We start from the raw sequence: 18825 nt of genomic DNA, 5'->3' as shown, positions 1-18825 counted from the left end.
TCGTTCGCCAAGCTGGTCAGCGCAGTCGCTCGCCCGTAGCCTCGAGCCATGGAGACGGCAGCCACCCCCTCGCCGCGGGACGAGACCCTCGGCGTCATCGGCATCGGCGCGATGGGCGAGCCCATGGTGCGACGACTGCTGGCCGCGGGCCGCAGCACCGTCGTCTCGAGCCGGTCGCCGCGCCCCGCGCTCGTCGAGGCGGGCGCCGCGTGGGCAGCGAGCCCGCGCGAGCTCGCGGAGCGGGCGGCGACGGTGCTGTCGATGCTGCCGGACCTGCCCGAGCTCGACGCGGCGCTCGCGGGCCCCGACGGCCTGCTCGCGGGGCTCGGCGACGACCGCGAGCTGCTCGTGCTCGTCGGCTCGACCTCGTCGCCCACGGGCGTGCGCGAGATCGCCGCCCGGCTCGCGGCGGCAACGGGCGGCAGGGCCCGGGTCGTGGACTCCCCCGTCTCGGGCGGCGTCGACGGCGCGGAGGCCGGCTCGCTCTCGATCATGCTCGGCGGCGAGCCCGCAGACGCCGCGCGCGCCGCGGCGATGCTCGCGCCATGCGGGCGGGCCGTGCACCTCGGGCCGCTCGGCGCCGGCGAGGTGGCGAAGGCGTGCAACCAGCTCGTCGTCGCCGCGACGATCAGCGCGCTCGGCGAGGCGACGGTGCTGGCCGAGCGCTCCGGCCTCGACCTCGACGCGCTGTGGGAGCTGCTCGGCGGTGGCTACGCCGGCTCGAACCTGCTCGAGAGCCGTCGCGACCGGCTCGTGCGCGGCGACGACTCGCCCTCCGGCATCGCGCGCTACCTCGTCAAGGACCTCGGGTTCGCGGCCGATGTCGCGGAGGCGACCGGCACGAACCCGGCGCTGCTGCCGGCGCTCCGCGCCTTCTTCGACGAGATCGTCGAGCGCGGACACGGCGACCGCGATATGTCGGTCGCCCGCCGCGTGATCGCGGAGCGCTGAGGGCGCTATCCGCGCAGGCGCGGCCCGAGCTCGTCGGCGAAGAACGCGAGGAAGGCGTCGGGGTCCGGCCCGCCGTCCATGAGCGCGATGTGGTCGAAGCCCGCCTCGCGGTAGGGCTCGATCACCTCGAGGTGCCGCTCGACGTCGGGCCCGCACGCGAAGGCCTCCTCCATCGCGTCGACGTCGATCGCGGCGTTCGCGGCGGCCCGCGCGATGATCGCCGGGTGGTGCGGATCGACGGAAGACGTCCTCGGCGAAGAGCTTGTACCCGATCTGCATGCGCGGCACGGCAGCCCCGCAGGCCGGGAGCGGCCCGGGCCGCGCCGCTCACCCGCGCGGGATCCGCCACTCGCGTGCCTCGCGCATCCGCCCCTCGCTAGCCTGGCCATACCCCGAGCCTCCAGGAGGACCTGCTGTGACCACCGCCAACATCGCCGTCGTCGGCCTCGCCGTGATGGGCTCGAACCTCGCCCGCAACCTCGCCTCGCGCGAGGGCAACACGGTCGCGGTCTACAACCGCACGACGTCGAAGACCGACGACCTCATCGCGGCGCACCCCGAGGCCGGCTTCGTGAAGGCGGCGACGATGGAGGAGCTCGCCGCCTCGCTCCAGCGGCCGCGCACCGCGATCGTGATGGTGAAGGCGGGACGGGCGACCGACGCGGTCATCGACGAGCTCGTGCGGGTCTTCGAGCCGGGCGACATCATCGTCGACGGCGGCAACGCGCTGTTCACCGACACGATCCGCCGTGAGGCCGCGGTGCGCGCGACGGGCATCCACTTCGTCGGCTGCGGCATCTCCGGCGGCGAGGAGGGCGCCCTCAACGGTCCGTCGCTCATGCCCGGCGGCACGGTCGAGTCGTACGAGACGCTCGGCCCGATCCTGCGCTCGATCGCGGCGGTCGCCGACGGCGAGCCGTGCGTGACGCACATCGGGGCCGACGGCGCGGGCCACTTCGTCAAGATGGTGCACAACGGCATCGAGTACGCCGACATGCAGCTCATCGCCGAGGCCTACGACCTCATCCGCCGCGGCACGGGCAAGAGCCCGGCCGAGATCGCCGACGTCTTCGACGAGTGGAACCGGGGCGAGCTCGAGTCGTACCTCATCGAGATCACGGCGGAGGTGCTGCGCCAGGTCGACGCCGCGACGGGGCAGCCGCTCGTCGACGTCATCCTCGACGCGGCCGGCGCGAAGGGCACTGGCGCCTGGACCGTGCAGACGGCGCTCGACCTCGGCGTGCCGGTCTCGGGCATCGCCGAGGCGGTCTTCGCGCGCTCGCTCTCGTCGCGGCTCGACCAGCGGGCGGCGGCGCGCGACCTGCCGGGGCCCTCGGGCTCGTGGCAGGTCGACGATGCGGATGCGTTCATCGAGGACGTGCGCCAGGCCCTGTTCGCGTCGAAGATCGTCGCCTACTCGCAGGGCTTCGACGAGATCGTCGCGGCCGCCGAGCAGTACGGCTGGGACATCCGGAAGGGCGAGGTCGCCCGCATCTGGCGCGCGGGCTGCATCATCCGCGCGCGCTTCCTGAACGACATCACCGACGCGTACGCCGCCGACCCCGCGCTGCCGGCGCTCATCGTCGCGCCCTACTTCCGCGACGCGATCGCCCGCACCCAGGAGGCGTGGCGACGCGTGGTCGTCGCGGCCGCGCAGGCCGGCATCCCCTCCCCCGCGTTCTCGTCGAGCCTCGCCTACTACGACGGCCTGCGCGCCGAGCGGCTCCCCGCAGCGCTCGTGCAGGGGCAGCGCGACTTCTTCGGCGCGCACACCTACCGCCGCGTCGACCGCGAGGGCACCTTCCACACGCAGTGGTCGGGCGACCGCACGGAGATCGCCGCGGTCGACACGCACTGACGCGGCGCCCCGCCGCAGAGTGCCGGAACTCTGCGCTTTCGAAGACTCTGAAGCGCAGAGTGCCGACACTCTGCGCGGCGGACGCGCGCGCCGCGACGACGGCTGTGGAGAGCGGCGGCGGCAGCAGGCAGGACGCTGGCACGATCCGCGCGTGGATCGATCCTTGCCGCCCGGCCTCGACGCGCGGGGCTTCCTCGTGGCAGACGCGGTGCGCGCGGGCATGACGCCCGCGCGGCTCAGGAGCGCGCGGCTCGCGGTGCCGCACTTCGGGGTGCGCTCGATCGCGCAGCCGGAGTCGCTGCTCGAGCGAGCCGCCGCCTTCGCCCCGCTGCTGCAGCCGTGGCAGAGCATCGGAGGTGTCGTGGCGCTCGCCGTGCTCGGGCTGCCGGTGCCCTGGCGCCTGCGGGGCTCGCTCGGCGTCGACGTCGTCGCCCCGAAAGGCCGAGGCACGCCCGATCGGCCCGGCGTCCGGGTGCGCCGCGTCTCGGACGCCACGCTCGACGCATGGGAGATCGAGGGCGTGCGGGTCGTCGCACCGCCGCTCGCCTGGGCGCTGCTCGCGGCGACGTGCATCGAGCGCGAGCTCGTCGTGCTCGGTGATGCGATCGTCTCTGACGCGGAGCACTACCCGGATCGCCGGGTGCCCGGCCCGCTCGCGACCCTCGACGAGCTGCGCGCGACCGTCGGTCGGTGGACGGGTCGGCCGGGCGCCGCCCGCCTGCGTGCGGCGCTGCCGCGCATTCGGCTCGGCGTCGAGTCGCCCCGCGAGAGCGACATGCGGCTCTTCATCGTCGATGCGGGGATGCCCGAACCCGAGGTGCAGGCGAGCGTCCACGATCCCGAGACCGGCCGGCTCCTCGGCAGGGCCGACCTGATGCATCGGGACGCTCGCGTCGTCGAGGAGTACGAGGGCAAGGGGCACCGCTCGAAGGAGCAGTGGGAGCGCGACATCCAGAAGTACCGTGACTTCGAGCGCATCGGCCTGCATGTCATCCGGGCGACGAACCGCGACTTCGTGCCGAGCCCGGACGCCTGGCTGAGAGACCTCGCCGCGGTCCTCCGCGACCGCACCGCCTGATTCGCCGGAGCAGCAGAGTTCCGGCACTCTGCGCTCTCGCGGCCTCAGAGCAGCAGAGTTCCGGCACTCTGCGGCGAGCGGTCAGCGGCGGTGGAGGAGGGCGCGGGCCGCGAGGCCGAGCGCGAGCCACACTGCGGCCGCGACGACGCCCGGCCACGGCAGGGTGACGACGAGCAGGGCGCACAGCGCGAGGCCGGCGGCCGGCACCCAGCGCGGCAGCCACCAGCGCACCCGCCGCCCGGTCGCATCCGCCGTCCGGCCGCGGATCGCGCTCACGTGCGCGATCGCGTAGTACGTCAGCACGCACGTCGACGAGAACGCCACGAGCTGCGCGACCGGCAGCAGCAGCACCCCGGCGATCGCGGCCGCGGCCGTCACCGCCTCGGCGACGACCGGTGCCCTCGAGCGCGCCGACACGAACGACAGCGGGCCGGGCAGCTCGCGGTCGCGCGCCATCGCGAGGCCCGTGCGCGAGAGCCCGGCGAGGATGCTCGCCAGGCTCCCGACGCTCGCGAGCGCCGCCGCGCCGAGCAGGGCGACGTGCAGCCATCCCGCGCCGACGAGGTCGGCCACGGGCGCGGCCGACGCGCGGAGCGCATCCGCGAGCCTCGTCGTCGTCGCCCACGCGACGAGGCCGTAGAGCACGAGCACGATCGCGAGCCCCGCGCCGATCGCGCGCGGCAGCGTGCGCTCCGGTTGGCGCACCTCCTCGCCGAGCGTCGCCATGCGCGCGTAGCCCGCGAAGGCGAAGAAGAGCACGCCCGCGGCGGTGAGCACGCCGAGCGGCCCCTCCGGCGCGCCCTCGACGCGGTTGGCGGCCACGGGCGCGAGTGTCTCGAGGCCGGCGGCGGATGCGGTCGGCAGGCCGAGCGCGGACCACACGAGCGCGGCGGCCACGAGGGCGAGCACGATCGCGACGATCGCCGTCGTGACGCGCGCGGTCGAGCGGATGCCCGCCATGTTGACGAGCGCGAGCACCGCGATGAGACCGGCCGCGAGCCACGGCGCCTGCTCGGGCCAGAGGTGCCGGGCCGCGATGAGCGCGATCGCGCCCGCGGAGGCGGTCTTGCCGGTGAGGAACATCCAGCCGGCGGCGAAGCCGACCGCGGGCGACACCTCGGCGCGGCCGTAGGCGTAGGCGCCGCCCGACACGGGGTGCCGCATCGCGAGCTGCGCGGTCGACATCGCGTTGAGCGTCGCGACCGCCCCCGCGAGCAGCAGCGCGACCCACAGCCAGCTGCCCGCGAGCTGCGACGCGGGCGCCCAGACGAAGAAGAGCCCGGCGCCGATCATCGACCCGAGGCCGATCGCGATCGCGCCCGGGACGCCGATGCGCCGCTCGAGGGTGCTCACGACGCGACCGTAGCCCGGCTCGGTGAACGCGGGGTGCCGGTGCCGCATGGCACCTAGTTCGAGCGCGCGAGCTCGACGAGCACCTCGGCGTGCCCCGTGTGCGGGAACATGTCGAAGACGCGCCCGCGCACGGGGCGGAAGCCGGGCATCGCCGCGAGGTCGCGCGCGAGCGAAGCCGGGTTGCAGCTCGAGTAGAGCACGCGGTCGACGGCGGATGCGTCCAGTCGCGCAGCGAGATCCCCGATGCCCCTGCGCGGCGGGTTCACCACGACGACCTCGGGCGCCCGGGCGCCCTCGAGGTCGACCGCGGTCGCGTCGCCGACCGCGAACGACGCATCCGCCCCGAGCTCTGCGGCGCTCTCGCGCGCCGCGTCGATCGCCTCGGCCGTCACCTCGACGCCCGAGACCCGGCGGCCGGGGCGGGCGGCGTGGAGCGCGAAGCCGCCGACGCCGCAGTAGAGGTCGAGCAGGCTCGCGGGATCCGCCTCGTCGATCCAGGCGGTCGCCTCGCGATAGAGCGCAGCCGCGACGGCGGTGTTCGTCTGGAAGAAGCTGCGCGGCCGCAGCCGGAGCCCGATGCCGTTCACGCGCATCGGCAGCACGCCCACGCCCGCGAGCAGCAGCTCCTCCTCGCCCTCGAGCACCGCCTTGTGCTCGGGCTGCAGGTTGACCGAGAGCGATGCGATCGGCAGCGCGTCGAGCGCATCGAGGTGCTTGCGGAGGCGCGGGAGCGACTCCGTCGATCGCAGGACGAGCCGCACGGCGAGCTCGCCGTCGGGCGACGCGGTGACGATGAGCAGCTTGAGCTCGCCGCGCCGGCTCGGCACGTCGTAGGGCGTGAGCCGAGCCTCGCGCACGAGCCGCTCGAGCACGGGCATCGCCGCGACGATCGGCTCCTCGTGCAGCGGGCACGCCTGCAGGTCGATGCCCGAGCCGTCGGTCGCGAGGATGCCGATCGTCGGTTCCTCGACGGTGCCGGCGACCGCCATCTTGGCCTTGTTCCGGAACCCGCCGACGGCGCTGGCGCGCGGCGCATCCCATGCCATGTCCGGGAGCGACGCCGCGACCGCCGCCTGCTTCTCGGCGAGCTGCCGCTCGTAGGGCGTCGGCAGCAGCGTGCAGGAGTGGCACCGGTCGGTGTCGAAGTAGGCGCAGTCGAGCGCGATCGACTTGCCCAGCTGCATCCCGCCAGCCTATGCCGAGGGGGCGCCGTCGCCGACGGCGCTCCGGCGTCAGTTGTGCCCGCGCTCGAGCGGTGCGGGTCCGCCGGCGTCCTCGATCTGCTCGGCGAGGAACGCGCCGAGGATCTCGCCCCGCAGCTGGTCGATGCTCGCGCGGAGCCGCTTGAGGTCGGTCTTCGAGGCTCCGCCGCTCAGCATCTTCACCGCGTGCTCGAGGCGGGTGAGCGATGCCGCCCAGGTCTTGGCGCGGACGCGCTCGGGGCCGTCGTCGGCGCTGTCGCGCAAGTACTCGACCTGCTCGCGCATCGACTCGAGCGTCTTCCGCATCGCCTCGGGGCTCTGGGCATCCGAGCGTCGGAGCTTGCTGACCTGCTCCTGGATGCGGTCGGCGACGTCGGGGTTCCGCTGCAGCCACGCGAGCGCGAGCGGGCCGTACCGCACCGCGTTCCCGCCGATGAACTTGAGCGCGGGACCGAGCCATGTCGCCATCAGGACCTCCGTGCGGCAGACCCTACCGGGCGCGCCTCAGAGGATCGTGCCGCCGGCGTTGAGCGCGATGTCGCGCACGGCATCCGCGCTGCGGTCGGCGCGCTCGGAGGGCGTCGGCGGAGCGGGTCGCGGGTCGCGCAGCAGCACGGCCTGGATGCGCGCGCGACGAGTGCGCAGACGCGCGGCGCCGATCGCGCCGAGCAGCCATCCGACCGCGACGGACGCGAGCCCGGGGAGGGCGAGCGCCGTGACCTGCTGGATGTCTGCGACCTCCTCGGCCGACTCGGCCGCCCCGATGAAGGTCGGCGCCCAACCGTAGGACGCGATGAGCCAGCCGACGACCCCGAGCACCATCGCGACGCGCTCGAGCGGGGCGGCGTCGAGCAGCACGGCGTCGACGTGCTCGAGGCGCACGCGATCGCCGCGCTCGAGCGCGCGCACGGTGCGGCCGTCGCGCGCCCCTGTCCAGACGAGCAGCCCGGCCTGGATGAGCAGCACGACTGCAAGGGCGGCACCCATGACCGTCGCGCCGGTGAGCAGGAGCCCGTCGATCGCCTGCTCCCCGCGCTCGTCCCACGAGACCGGATCGGCCCAGCGGCCGGGCTGGCGCATGGAGATGCCGGCGACGAAGATCATCCCGCCGACGCCCGTCAGGCCGCTCGCGAGGTTGAGGATGCGGTGGCGGCGCTGCTCGTGCGCGCGCGGCACGGGCAGCGCCGCGCGTCCCCACCGCGCCGAGAGCGCCTCGTAGCGAGCCGACCACCGCCGTCGCGCGGGCCCCGTGCGACGGTGCTGCTTGACGAGCGCGATGCCGCCGGCGAGCAGCACCGAGCCGACGGTCGGCACGAGCACGCGCGCCCCGAGCGCCTCCCGGTCGTCGGTCGCGAGCAGGAGCCCGATCGGGAGCAGGATGGCGCCGACGATGATCGCGGCCGTCCCGGCGCCCATGAAGGCGCCGTGCGGACCGGCGTGCAGACCCGCGCGCTCGACCGCGGGCGGCGTCGCACCCCGCGGGAGGCGAGCGACGTCGCGCGCGAGCAGGATCCGTGCGACGCCCCGTCGGAGCGGCTCGCCGATCACCCCGATCAGCACGAGGATCCCGAGGCTCGCGAGCGCGCCCCGGGCCACGAGGTCGACACCGCGGTCGGGCGCGAGCTCCTCGACGAGGATCGCCACGACGATCGTGATGACCAGGAGGATCGCCGCTGCGACCCCGGCGGCGAGCGTGACGGCCGCCGCGCCGGCCCCGATCGCCCGCGCGAGGCCGATCGGGCTCGGGGTGACCGGCTCGCGCGGCGCGGCGCCGGGCCCGTCATCGGTCGGCTGACCGCCTCCGGCGCGGTGCCAGGTCACGATCGCGCGACCGTCAGGCGGCGCCGTCGAACAGGCTCGTGACCGAGCCGTCCTCGAAGACCTCGGTGATCGCGCGCGCGAGCAGCGGCGCGATCGACAGCACGCGCAGCTTGTCGAACTGCTGGTCGTCGCGCAGCGGCAGCGTGTCGGTGACGACGACCTCGTCGATGAAGTCGGAGTTCAGGATGTGCGGCGCCGGCTCCGAGAAGATCGCGTGCGTCGCCGCGACGACGACGTTCGTGGCCCCGTTGGCCTTGAGCGCCTCCGCCGCCTTCACGATCGTGCGGCCGGTGTCGATCATGTCGTCGACGAGCAGGCACGTGCGGCCCTCGACCGTGCCGACGATCTCGTGCACCGACACCTGATTGGGCACGAGCGGGTCGCGGCGCTTGTGGATGATCGCGAGCGGCGCGCCGAGCTTGTCGCTCCACACGTCGGCGACGCGCACGCGGCCCATGTCGGGCGAGACGACCGTGAGGTTGTCGGAGGCGATCGTGTCCTGGAAGTGCTTGAGCAGCACCGGCATCGCGAACAGGTGGTCGAAGGGCCCGTCGAAGAAGCCCTGGATCTGCGACGCGTGGATGTCGATCGACATGATGCGGTCGGCGCCGGCGGTCTTGAAGAGGTCGGCGATGAGGCGCGCCGAGATCGGCTCGCGGCCGCGGCCCTTCTTGTCCTGCCGCGAGTAGGGGTAGTACGGCATGACCACGGTGATGCGCTTCGCGCTCGCGCGCTTGAGCGCATCCACCATGATGAGCTGCTCCATGAGCCACTCGTTCACGGGGCGGCCGTACGACTGCAGGATGAACGCGTCGGAGCCGCGCACCGAGCCCGTGTAGCGGGCGTAGATCTCGCCGTTCGCGAAGGTGCGGCTGTCGACCTCCATGAGGTCGGTGCCGATCTCCGCAGCCACCGCCCGCGCGAGCGCCGGGTGCGACCTGCCGGTCGCGAGCACGAGGTGCTTGCGGTTCTTCGCGACGATCGATCCCACTCGGGTGCCTCCTAGGCGTTCGGTGCTTGCGTGCCCGCCGCTGCTGCCGCGTCGGCTGCCTTCGTGCCCGGCCTGTTCGACTCGACCCAGCCCGACATGGTGCGCTGCGGTGCGACCGAGATCGCCAGCGCGCCCGGCTCGACGTCCTTGCGGACGATCGTGCCGGCTCCAGTGTAGGCGCCGTCGCCGATCGTCACCGGGGCGACGAAGACGTTGTCGCTCCCCGTGCGCACGTGCGAGCCGACCGTCGTGCGGTGCTTCTCGACCCCGTCGTAGTTCGCGGTGATCGTGCCCGCACCGATGTTCGAGCCCTCGCCGATCGTCGCGTCGCCGATGTACGACAGGTGCGGCACCTTGCTGCCCGCGCCGAGCTGCGTGTTCTTCGTCTCGACGAAGGTGCCGATCTTGCCGTCCTCGCCGACGACCGAGTTCGGGCGGAGGTAGGCCCACGGGCCGATGGATGCGCGCGCACCGATGACCGAGAGGGTCGCGTCCGTGCGCTTCACGACCGCGTCCTCCCCCACCTCGGTGTCGACGAGCGTCGTGTCGGGGCCGATCGTCGCTCCCGCGGCGATCGCGGTCGCGCCGTGCAGCTGCGTGCCGGGCAGGATCGTGACGTCCTCGGCGAGCGTGACGTCGACGTCGATCCAGGTCGAGGCGGGGTCGACGATCGTGACACCGCCCCGCTGCCAGCGGCGGATGATGCGGTCGTTGAGCACGTGCGCGGCGGTGGCGAGCTGCACGCGGTCGTTGACGCCCCAGATCGCCCACTCGTCGGGCGCTGGCACCGCCTGGATGCGGCCGCCGGTCGCCTGGATGCGCACGGCCGCGTCGGTGAGGTACATCTCGCCTTGCGCGTTCGCGCGGTCGATCGTGCGGAGCGCCTGGCGGAGCGCGGTCGCGTCGAAGACGTAGATGCCGCCGTTCACCTCGTCGATGGCGCGCTCGGCGTCGCTCGCGTCCTTCTGCTCGACGATGCGGACGAAGGCGCCCGCCTCGTCGCGGACGATGCGGCCGAGTCCGCTCGGGTCGCGCAAGTGGGCCGAGAGCAGGGTCAGCTGGTTGCCCTCCCGCTCGTGCCGCTCGATGAGGGCGCGGAGCGTGTCGGCGTCGATGAGCGGCACGTCGCCCGAGAGCACGACGACGTGCCCGTCGAAGTCGGCGAGCGCGTCGAGGCCCTGCTCGACGGCACGGCCCGTGCCGGGCACCTCGTCCTGGTCGGCGATGACGACGTGCGGCGCGAACTCGAGCACCGCCTCCGCCATCCGGTCTCGCTCGTGGCGCACGACGGCGACGATGCGGTCGGGGTGCAGCTCGCCCGCGGCGCTCAGCACATGGGCGATGAGCGGCTTGCCCGCGAGCGGGTGGAGCGGCTTCGGCGTGCGGCTCTTCATGCGCGTGCCGGCGCCAGCGGCGAGCACGATGACGGCGATCGAGGGCACAGCGGTCTCCCATCGTTGGCGGTGGTCGTCCGCTCAGGCTATCGGCCGCCAGTACCCTGGATCGTGCCTTCCGCCATGGTGTAACGGCAGCACAGCGGCCTTTGGAGCCGTTTGTCCAGGTTCGAATCCTGGTGGCGGAGCAGACGACCCGGTGGGTCGTCTGCGACGCCACCAGTCGCGAGCGTCAGCGAGCGAGGGCGGAGCGCACGGCGAACCGCCGCGCGCAGCGCGAACAGCGTGTCGAAGCCCGTCGCCTCCGCCGTGCGAGACTGACCCCATGACCGAGCTCCGCGGCGACGACGTCGATCGCATCATCGAGCAGTGGATGCGCGTGCGGCCTGACGCGGACGTCACCCCGCTCGACGTGCTGAGCCGCATGACCCGCATCTCTCGCCAGCTCGCGCGCATCCGCGCAGAGGCGTTCCAGCTCGCCGGCCTCGAGCCGTGGGAGTGGGATGTGCTCGCGGCGCTCCGCCGCGCCGACGGGCCGCTGAGCCCGAAGGACCTCATCGCGCAGACGATGGTGACGAGCGGCACGATGACGAACCGCATCGACAACCTCGTCGCATCCGGCCTCGTCGAGCGCGTCGAGAGCGCGAGCGATCGGCGCGTGCGGCTCGTCACGCTCACCGACGAGGGCATCGACCGGGTCGACGTCGCGCTCGACGCCCTGCTCGACGCCGAGCGTCGGCTGCTGCGCGGCATCCCCGCCGACGATCAGGCACGGCTCGCGGAGCTGCTGCGAGTGCTCTCCGACGCGATGGTCTGATCTGGTCTCGACACGCCGGCTGCGCCGGCTACTCGACCGACGGGAGGTCGGAGCCTCAGTAGCGGTAGTGCTCGGGCTTGAACGGGCCCTCGACCGGGACGCCGATGTAGGCGGCCTGCTCGGGGCGGAGGGTCGTGAGCTTCGCGCCGAGCGCCTCGAGGTGGAGCCTCGCGACCTCCTCGTCGAGCACCTTCGGCAGCCGGTGCACGCCGAGCTCGTACGACTTCGTCGCGAGCTCGATCTGCGCGAGCACCTGGTTCGAGAACGAGTTCGACATCACGAACGACGGGTGGCCGGTCGCGTTGCCGAGGTTCATGAGGCGCCCCTCGGAGAGCACGAGGATCGAGCGGCCCGACGGCATGCGCCACTCGTGCACCTGCGGCTTGATCTCGATGCGCTCGGCGCCGGAGCGCTCGAGGGCCGCGATGTCGATCTCGTTGTCGAAGTGCCCGACGTTCGCGACGATCGCGAGGTGCTTCATGCCCTGCAGGTGCTCGAGCGTGATGACGTGCTCGTTGCCGGTCGTCGTGACCCAGATGTCGGCCTCGGAGAGCGCGTCCTCGACCCGAGCGACGCGGAAGCCGTCCATCGCGGCCTGCAGCGCGCAGATCGGGTCGACCTCGCTCACGATGACGCGCGCCCCCTGACCGCGGAGCGCCTCTGCGGCGCCCTTGCCGACGTCGCCGTAGCCGACCACGAACGCGGTCTTGCCGCCGATGAGCACATCGGTCGCGCGGTTGAGGCCGTCGGGCAGCGAGTGCCGGATGCCGTACCGGTTGTCGAACTTCGACTTCGTCACCGAGTCGTTGACGTTGATCGCCGGGAAGAGCAGCCGGCCCTCGGCGAAGAGCTGCTCGAGGCGGTGGACGCCGGTCGTGGTCTCCTCCGTCACGCCCTGCAGCTGCTCGGCGATGCGCGTCCAGCGCTGCGGGTCCTCGGCGAGAGTGCGGCCGATGAGCGCGTCGAAGACGCGCAGCTCGTCCGAGGCGCCCTCGGGCGTGACGGGCGCAGCGCCCGCGACCTCGGCATCGCGTCCCCGATGCACGAGCATCGTGGCGTCGCCGCCGTCGTCGAGGATGAGCGTCGGCCCCTCCTCGAAGTCGAAGATGCGGTTGGTGCAGTCCCAGTACTCCTCGAGCGTCTCGCCCTTCCAGGCGAACACCGGCACGCCCGCGGGCGCATCGGGGGTGCCCGAGCCGACGACGATGGCCGCAGCGGCCTCGTCCTGGGTCGAGAAGATGTTGCAGCTCGCCCAGCGCACCTCGGCGCCGAGCGCGACGAGCGTCTCGATGAGCACCGCCGTCTGCACCGTCATGTGGAGGCTGCCGGCGATGCGCTGGCCGGCGAGCGGCTGGGCGTCGGCGTAGCGGCGGCGCAGCTCCATGAGCCCGGGCATCTCGTGCTCGGCGAGGCGGATCTGGTGGCGGCCGGCCTCGGCGAGGCCGAGGTCGCGCACCCGGTGCTCGATCGTGCCGTGCTCGAGGGTGCGGGATGCGGTGTCGGTCATGGGGACCATCCTCCCACGCGGGCCGGACGGTAGACTCGAGCCTCATGCCCAGCGCGATCCGTGGTCGAGACGGCTCGCTCGCGACCCCCGCGCTCGTGCAGCCCGGGGCCGGTCGCGAGCCGTGGCCCGATCTCGCCCGCGGCGTGACGGTGCTGCTCGTGGTCGCGATGCACCTGATGTACCTGCACCTCGTGCCACACCTGTGGGGCACCGCCGCGACCTCGCTGCACCAGCGAGCCATCGACTGGACGACGCCGCTGCGGATGCCGCTCTTCTTCGTCATCTCCGGCTACCTCTCGGCACGCATGCTCACGCGCTCGTGGCGCTCCGGCTTCTCGGGCCGCATCGCCCCGCGCGTGTACCTCTACGTCGTGTGGCTCGCGGTGACCACGATCTCGCTATGGGGGCTGCGCGGATGGAGCGCGGACTGGGATCCGCTCGGCTACTTCCTGCCCGAGCTGCTCTACCCCTCCGGCGTGCTGTGGTACCTATGGGCGCTGCCGGTCTACTTCGCCGTCGCGCGGGCGACGCGCGCTCTGCCCGTGTGGCTCGTCATCGCGCTCGCGGCGGCGGCGAGCATCGGCGTGGAGATCGCGGGCGACACCGCCTTCCTGCTCGAGCTCGTCGACTTCGCCGGTTGGGTCTCGATCGTCTCCGGCTTCCTGCCCTTCGTCGTGGGCGCTCGCCTGCCCGACGCGATCCGCGCACTCGCGCGGTCGGGTCGGGCGTGGCAGACGGCCAGAGTCGTCGCGCTCGCGATCGCCGCTGTGGCCGTGCGGCGGGAGTCACCGGTGCCGATCGTCACAGAGCTGCTCGTGAGCGCCGTCTGCGTCGGCGCCGCGCTCATGGTCATGTCGCATGTCGCGCACTGGCGCATGTGGCGGCCGATCCGCTACATCGGGCGCAACACGCTCACGATCTTCGCGCTCCACCCGCTGCTCATCATCGCCCTGAACAAGCTCTTCTCGGACCACCCGGCGATCCCGGCCGCCATCCGCGACCAGCACGCCCTCGCGGTGCTGCTGCCCACCGCCGAGCTGCTGCTGATCGTCGGCTTCTCGCTGCTCTTCGAACGGCTGCTCCGGCGCGTCGGACTGCGGCACCTCTTCGAGATGCCGCGCTTCCGGGCGCAGCGCCGCCGCGTGCGCGGCCGCCTCGAGGCGCGTCAGAGCGAGCGCACGAACTCGTCGAGCATCTCCAGCTGATCGCGCGGCTCGAAGCCGGTCGACTCGAGCCTCGCGAGGCTCAGCGTGCTCTGCAGCGGCCGGGGCGCGATGCCCTCCTTGCCGGCGTAGTACTCCTCGGTCGAGACCGGGGTGACTCTGGATGCGTCATGGCCGGTGCGCTCGAAGACGCGCGCGGCGATGTCGGCCCACGAGGCGGGCTCCCCGCCGTTCGAGACGTTGTAGGTGCCGAACGGCGCGCGGCTCGACAGCAGGTGGTCGATCGCACGGGCGAGCTCGGAGGCGAACGTGAGCCGCCCCACCTGGTCGCCGACGACCGACGGGTCGACGCCGCGCTCGGCGAGCGAGGCCATCGTGGCGATGAAGTTCTTGCCCTCGCCGACGACCCACGACGTGCGGAGGATGTAGTGGCGCGGGGCGACCGACACCGCGAGGTCGCCCGCGGCCTTCGACTGCCCGTAGACGCCGAGCGGCGCCAGCCGCTCCCCCTCGTCGTGCTCGGGCGCCGTGCCGTCGAAGACGTAGTCGCTCGAGACGTGCACGAGCGTGAGGCGGTGCTCGGCCGCGATCGCGGCGAGGCGGGCGGGACCGCTCGCGTTCGCCGCCCACGCGTCGCGGCGGCCCTCGTCGGTCTCGGCGTCGTCGACGGCGGTGTGGGCGGCTGCATTCACGACGAAGTCGTAGTGCGCCCAGGGGACGGCGTCGAGCGTCGACGGATCGGCGAGGTCGACGGTGTCGCGCCCGACGTAGTCGACGTCGGCGCGGTTCGCCCACTGCTGCCGCAAGGCGCGGCCGAGCTGGCCGCTCGCGCCCAGTACGAGGGTGCGCCGCGGGGGCATCGGCGCGACCTCGTCGAGCATGGGGTGCGCGCGATCCTTGTCGCTCAGCTCCGCCCGCTCGAGCGGAATGGGCCAGTCGATCGCGGCGGTCGGGTCGGCGAGGTTGAGGAACGTGTATTCGTCCTGCGCGTCGGCCGACCAGTGCTCGTTCACGAGGTAGGTGTAGGCCGTGTCGACCTCGAGCGCCTGGAACGCGTTGCCCACGCCGCGCGGCACGAAGACCGCGATCGACGGGTCGATCTCGATCGTGAAGGTCGCGCCGAACGACTCGCCCTCGCGCAGGTCGACCCACGCGCCGAACACTCGGCCGGAGGCGACCGAGATGTACTTGTCCCACGGCTCGGCGTGGATGCCGCGCGTGACGCCGGGCGCGGCGTTGAACGAGATGTTGTTCTGCACCGGCCCGAAGTCGGGGAGGCCGAGCGCGAGCATCTTCTCGCGCTGCCAGTTCTCCTTGAACCAGCCGCGGTTGTCCCCGTGGACGGGCAGGTCGACGACGAGGAAGCCCGGGATGGGCGTCTCGCGGATCTGCAGCTGCTTGCCGGTCGCGACGTCAGCCATCGTCAGTGGCCCACCGCGGCGTACTTCGCCTCCGCGGCGGCCTTCTGCGGTCGCCACCACGACTCGTGCTCGCGGTACCACTCGATCGTCGCGGCGAGGCCGGCCTCGAAGTCGGTGTACGCCGGTTCCCAGCCGAGCTCCTCGCGCAGCTTCGTCGCGTCGATCGCGTACCGCAGGTCGTGGCCCGCGCGGTCCTTCACGTGGTCGAACGCATCCGCCTCCTGGCCCATGAGGCGGAGGATCGCCTGCACGACCTCGAGGTTGTTGCGCTCGCCGTCGGCGCCGATGAGGTAGGTCTCGCCGATGCGGCCGCGCTCGAGGATGCGCAGCACCGCGCTCGAGTGGTCGTCGGCGTGGATCCAGTCGCGCACGTTCTCGCCCGCGCCGTAGAGGCGCGGCCGCACGCCGTCGATGACGTTCGTGATCTGGCGCGGGATGAACTTCTCGACGTGCTGGCGCGGGCCGTAGTTGTTCGAGCAGTTCGAGATCGTCGCCTCGAGCCCGAACGAGCGCACCCACGCGCGCACGAGCAGGTCGGAGCCGGCCTTCGTCGACGAGTAGGGGCTCGAGGGGTTGTAGGGCGTCTCGGGCGTGAACTTCGCGGGGTCGTCGAGCTCGAGGTCGCCGTAGACCTCGTCGGTCGAGATGTGGTGGAAGCGCGTGCCGTGCTCGCGGGCCGCCTCGAGCAGCGTGAACGTGCCGATGAGGTTGGTCTGCACGAACGGCGACGGGTCGGAGAGCGAGTTGTCGTTGTGCGACTCGGCCGCGAAGTGCACGACCGCGTCGGTCTCGGCGACGAGCGGGTCGACGGCCTCCGGGTCGGCGATGTCGCCGACCACGAGCTGCACGCGGTCCTCCGGGAGTCCCTCGAGCGTCGCCGGGTCACCCGCGTAGGTGAGCTTGTCGAGCACGACGACGTCGTGGTCGCTGTTCGCGACGACGTGGTGCACGAAGTTCGAGCCGATGAAGCCGGCGCCGCCGGTCACGAGGAGCTTGCTCATGGGCTCCAGCGTACTGTCCGTCGGCGGGAGGCTCGGCCCGAGCGGGCCTCAGGCGCGGATGAGCGCGAGCACCTCGTCGCGGATCGCGACCATGTCGGCCTCGGTCTCGGCCTCGGCGTTGAGCCGCAGGAGCGGCTCGGTGTTCGACGGCCGCACCGAGAACCACCACGCGCCATCGGGTGCCGTGATGGTGAGCCCGTCGAGCTCGTCGAGGTCGCCGCGACCGGCGAACGCCTCGACGATGCGCGTGTAGGCGGCCGGCACGTCGGCGACGGTCGAGTTGATCTCGCCGGAGGCCGCGTAGGGCGAGTAGCGCGCGGCCAGCGCGGACATCGGCTCGTCGTGCGCGCCGAGCGTCGCGAGCACGTGCATCGCGGCGAGCATGCCGTTGTCGGCGCCCCAGAAGTCGCGGAAGTAGTAGTGCGCGGAGTGCTCGCCGCCGAAGACCGCGCCGGTCTCGGCCATCCGGTCCTTGATGAGCGAGTGCCCGACGCGCGTGCGCACGGGCGTCGCACCCGCGGCGGCGATCACCTCGGGCACGACGCGGCTCGTGATGAGGTTGTGGATGACGACGACGTCCTCCTCGCCCTCCGCCCGCACGCGCGCGATCTCGCGCTCCGCGACGATCGCGGCGACCGCGGACGGGGAGACCGCTCCCCCGCGCTCGTCGATGACGAAGCAGCGGTCGGCGTCGCCGTCGAACGCGAGGCCGAGGTCTGCGCCGTGCTCGAGCACCGCGGCCTGCAGGTCGACGAGGTTCTTCGGGTCGAGCGGGTTCGCCTCGTGATTGGGGAAGGTGCCGTCGAGCTCGAAGTACATCGGCACGACCTCGATCGGCAGCGCGCCGAGCCCCGCGGCCTCGCCGAGCACCGCAGGCACGGTGAGCCCGCCCATGCCGTTGGCGGCATCCACCACGACCTTGAGCGGCCGGATGCGCGAGAGGTCGACGAGCGAGCGGAGGTGGGCGGCGTAGTCCGTGAGGATGTCGCGCTCGCTGCGCGAGCCGCGGCGAGCGGCTGCCGGGATGCCGTGCTCGAGGTAGCGCTGGGCGCCGTCGTGGATCGCCGCGAGGCCGGTGTCGAGGCTCACGCCGCGCGCGCCGGCGCGCGAGAACTTGATGCCGTTGTAGGCGGCGGGATTGTGGGATGCCGTGAACATCATCGCGGGCGCGTCGAGGCTGCCGGAGGCGAAGTAGGAGCCGTCGGTCGAGCACAGCCCGAGGGAGACGACGTCGGCGCCGCGCGCCATCGCGCCCTCGGCGGCGGCCGCGGCGAGCGCGGGCGAGGAGGGGCGCATGTCGTGGCCGATCGCGATGGGCGCGTCGGTGCCGACCTCGTCGGCGAAGGCGGCGCCGAGGGCGCGCACGACCTCCTCGGTCAGCTGGCCGTCGACGAGGCCGCGCACGTCGTACGCCTTGACGATCTCGGACAGCGCCATGGTTCTCCTTCGTTCGTGGATGCGCGGGCTACCAGGCCGCGCGGCCCGGCTCGTGCCGGGCGACCTGCCACCCGGCGGGGCCGGTCGCGCGCTCGGCGTGGGGCTCGCACAGGTCGTAGCTGCCCTCGATCGCGCCCCGCCGGCTCGCGGGCTGGAGCGGGCCGACGACGAGCAGCTGCGCGCCGTAGTCGACGGTGACGGTGCGGTCGGCGTACCGGCGGCAGCCGGGCCTCGAGCACATCCGTTCGTCCATCCGCCTCAGCGTAGTGCCGCCGCTCGGCGACGTAGGATGGCGGCATGCCCGCGCGCCAGCATTCTCGCGGCTCCCGCCACGGTCGTGAGGCGCGGTCGTCGCTCGCCGGGCCGGTGCTGCCGTTCCTGTCGTCGCGCGAGACGCGCTTCGAGGACATCGCCGCCGATGCCGCCGACTACGTGCAGGCGCTGTGGCCCGCAGAGCTCGGCGACGTGCGCTTCCAGTGGGCCGACATGCCGCCGCGAGCGCTCGCCGAGCGCGTCGACGAGGTGCCGGAGTGGGCGGTCGATCCGTCGCGCCGCACGATCACGGTCTACCGGCTGCCGCTCCAGCGGCTGCCGCGCGTGCACATCGACGACGAGTGGCACCGGCAGATCGCGATCGAGGCCGCGGTCTTCCGGGCCGCCGCGGAGCTCATCGGCCGCGACCCGTGGGAGGTCGCGCCGGATCGCTGGCGCCAGCATTGAGCCCGCAGCGCGCAATGCGGCGAAGCCGCGTTGAGCGCGGAGGGCTCAAGGTCGAGTAGGCGGCCGCAGGCCGCCGTGTCGAGACCCTTGCGCAGCGCGCAATGCGGCGAA

Annotated in this window: 18 protein-coding genes and 1 tRNA gene; 7 read left to right on the top strand and 12 right to left on the bottom strand. The window is 73.0% G+C overall.

All coding sequences use genetic code 11. The annotated features are described in order from the left end of the window. Window positions 1-48: 48 nt before the first annotated feature. Window positions 49-951: an NAD(P)-dependent oxidoreductase gene (locus ACP7BI_RS02120; protein WP_425843427.1), complete on the top strand. Its 903-nt coding sequence runs from the start codon at window positions 49-51 to the stop codon at window positions 949-951. A 5-nt stretch (window positions 952-956) separates the two neighbouring features. Here ACP7BI_RS02120 and ACP7BI_RS02115 read toward each other — a convergent pair whose 3' ends face one another. Next, window positions 957-1124: a hypothetical protein gene (locus tag ACP7BI_RS02115; RefSeq protein ID WP_425843425.1), complete on the bottom strand. Its 168-nt coding sequence runs from the start codon at window positions 1122-1124 to the stop codon at window positions 957-959. Between the two features lie 242 nt (window positions 1125-1366). Between ACP7BI_RS02115 and gndA the strand changes: the two genes are divergently transcribed. Then, a complete protein-coding gene (gene gndA / locus ACP7BI_RS02110) occupies window positions 1367-2809 on the top strand; it encodes an NADP-dependent phosphogluconate dehydrogenase (RefSeq protein ID WP_425843423.1) in 1443 nt (480 codons plus the stop codon). Between the two features lie 151 nt (window positions 2810-2960). Continuing rightward, window positions 2961-3887 carry a hypothetical protein gene (locus ACP7BI_RS02105; RefSeq protein ID WP_425843421.1) on the top strand — a complete coding sequence of 309 codons (927 nt, stop codon included), beginning with the start codon at window positions 2961-2963 and terminating at the stop codon, window positions 3885-3887. Between the two features lie 81 nt (window positions 3888-3968). Here the strand turns inward: ACP7BI_RS02105 and ACP7BI_RS02100 are convergent, their stop codons facing one another. From ACP7BI_RS02100 to glmU, 6 genes are read right to left on the bottom strand one after another with little or no spacing between them, the layout of a single operon-like run. Further along, on the bottom strand, window positions 3969-5240 hold the full coding sequence (locus tag ACP7BI_RS02100) for an APC family permease (RefSeq protein ID WP_425843419.1): 1272 nt from the start codon (window positions 5238-5240) through the stop codon (window positions 3969-3971). 53 nt (window positions 5241-5293) lie between these two features. Next, on the bottom strand, window positions 5294-6424 hold the full coding sequence (locus ACP7BI_RS02095; RefSeq protein ID WP_425843417.1) for a methyltransferase domain-containing protein: 1131 nt from the start codon (window positions 6422-6424) through the stop codon (window positions 5294-5296). Window positions 6425-6472: 48 nt separating this feature from the next. Further along, window positions 6473-6910, bottom strand: a complete 438-nt coding sequence (locus ACP7BI_RS02090; RefSeq protein WP_425843415.1) for a hypothetical protein — start codon at window positions 6908-6910, stop codon at window positions 6473-6475. 36 nt (window positions 6911-6946) lie between these two features. After that, on the bottom strand, window positions 6947-8263 hold the full coding sequence (locus ACP7BI_RS02085; RefSeq protein ID WP_425843413.1) for a hypothetical protein: 1317 nt from the start codon (window positions 8261-8263) through the stop codon (window positions 6947-6949). A 13-nt stretch (window positions 8264-8276) separates the two neighbouring features. Beyond that, window positions 8277-9254: a ribose-phosphate diphosphokinase gene (locus ACP7BI_RS02080; RefSeq protein ID WP_425843411.1), complete on the bottom strand. Its 978-nt coding sequence runs from the start codon at window positions 9252-9254 to the stop codon at window positions 8277-8279. Window positions 9255-9265: 11 nt separating this feature from the next. Beyond that, complete coding sequence (gene glmU / locus ACP7BI_RS02075; RefSeq protein ID WP_425843409.1) at window positions 9266-10696, bottom strand: bifunctional UDP-N-acetylglucosamine diphosphorylase/glucosamine-1-phosphate N-acetyltransferase GlmU; 1431 nt, start codon at window positions 10694-10696, stop codon at window positions 9266-9268. Window positions 10697-10765: 69 nt separating this feature from the next. Here glmU and ACP7BI_RS02070 point away from each other — a divergent pair. Further along, window positions 10766-10836 (top strand) — tRNA-Gln (locus ACP7BI_RS02070). A gap of 137 nt (window positions 10837-10973) precedes the next feature. Next, window positions 10974-11465, top strand: coding sequence for a MarR family winged helix-turn-helix transcriptional regulator (locus tag ACP7BI_RS02065; RefSeq protein ID WP_026373583.1), 492 nt, complete (start codon window positions 10974-10976; stop codon window positions 11463-11465). A 55-nt stretch (window positions 11466-11520) separates the two neighbouring features. Here ACP7BI_RS02065 and ahcY read toward each other — a convergent pair whose 3' ends face one another. Next, complete coding sequence (gene ahcY, locus ACP7BI_RS02060; protein ID WP_425843406.1) at window positions 11521-12972, bottom strand: adenosylhomocysteinase; 1452 nt, start codon at window positions 12970-12972, stop codon at window positions 11521-11523. 44 nt (window positions 12973-13016) lie between these two features. Here ahcY and ACP7BI_RS02055 point away from each other — a divergent pair, with 44 nt between their 5' ends. After that, window positions 13017-14177: an acyltransferase family protein gene (locus ACP7BI_RS02055; RefSeq protein WP_425843404.1), complete on the top strand. Its 1161-nt coding sequence runs from the start codon at window positions 13017-13019 to the stop codon at window positions 14175-14177. Here ACP7BI_RS02055 and ACP7BI_RS02050 read toward each other — a convergent pair. The 4 genes from ACP7BI_RS02050 to ACP7BI_RS02035 are packed head-to-tail and all read right to left on the bottom strand — an operon-like array spanning window position 14138 to window position 18247. After that, entirely contained in the window at window positions 14138-15556 is a 1419-nt protein-coding gene (locus ACP7BI_RS02050) for a sugar nucleotide-binding protein (RefSeq protein ID WP_425843402.1), read from the bottom strand. The genes ACP7BI_RS02055 and ACP7BI_RS02050 overlap by 40 nt on opposite strands. A 2-nt stretch (window positions 15557-15558) precedes the next feature. Next, complete coding sequence (rfbB, locus tag ACP7BI_RS02045; protein ID WP_425843400.1) at window positions 15559-16557, bottom strand: dTDP-glucose 4,6-dehydratase; 999 nt, start codon at window positions 16555-16557, stop codon at window positions 15559-15561. Window positions 16558-16605: 48 nt separating this feature from the next. Further along, window positions 16606-17994: a phosphomannomutase/phosphoglucomutase gene (locus ACP7BI_RS02040; RefSeq protein ID WP_425843398.1), complete on the bottom strand. Its 1389-nt coding sequence runs from the start codon at window positions 17992-17994 to the stop codon at window positions 16606-16608. Window positions 17995-18022: 28 nt separating this feature from the next. Next, window positions 18023-18247 (bottom strand): DUF3499 family protein, encoded by a 225-nt coding sequence (locus tag ACP7BI_RS02035; RefSeq protein WP_021064928.1) that lies wholly within the window; start codon window positions 18245-18247, stop codon window positions 18023-18025. 44 nt (window positions 18248-18291) lie between these two features. On the opposite strand from ACP7BI_RS02035, the gene ACP7BI_RS02030 reads away from it, so the two are divergent. Further along, window positions 18292-18714, top strand: a complete 423-nt coding sequence (locus ACP7BI_RS02030; protein ID WP_425843396.1) for a hypothetical protein — start codon at window positions 18292-18294, stop codon at window positions 18712-18714. The last annotated feature ends 111 nt before the right edge of the window (window positions 18715-18825 follow it).

Origin of the sequence: Agrococcus sp. TSP3-2-1, from assembly GCF_049897585.1 — a bacterium.
Taxonomy (GTDB): domain Bacteria; phylum Actinomycetota; class Actinomycetes; order Actinomycetales; family Microbacteriaceae; genus Agrococcus.
This window is presented reverse-complemented; position numbering and strand designations above follow the sequence as displayed.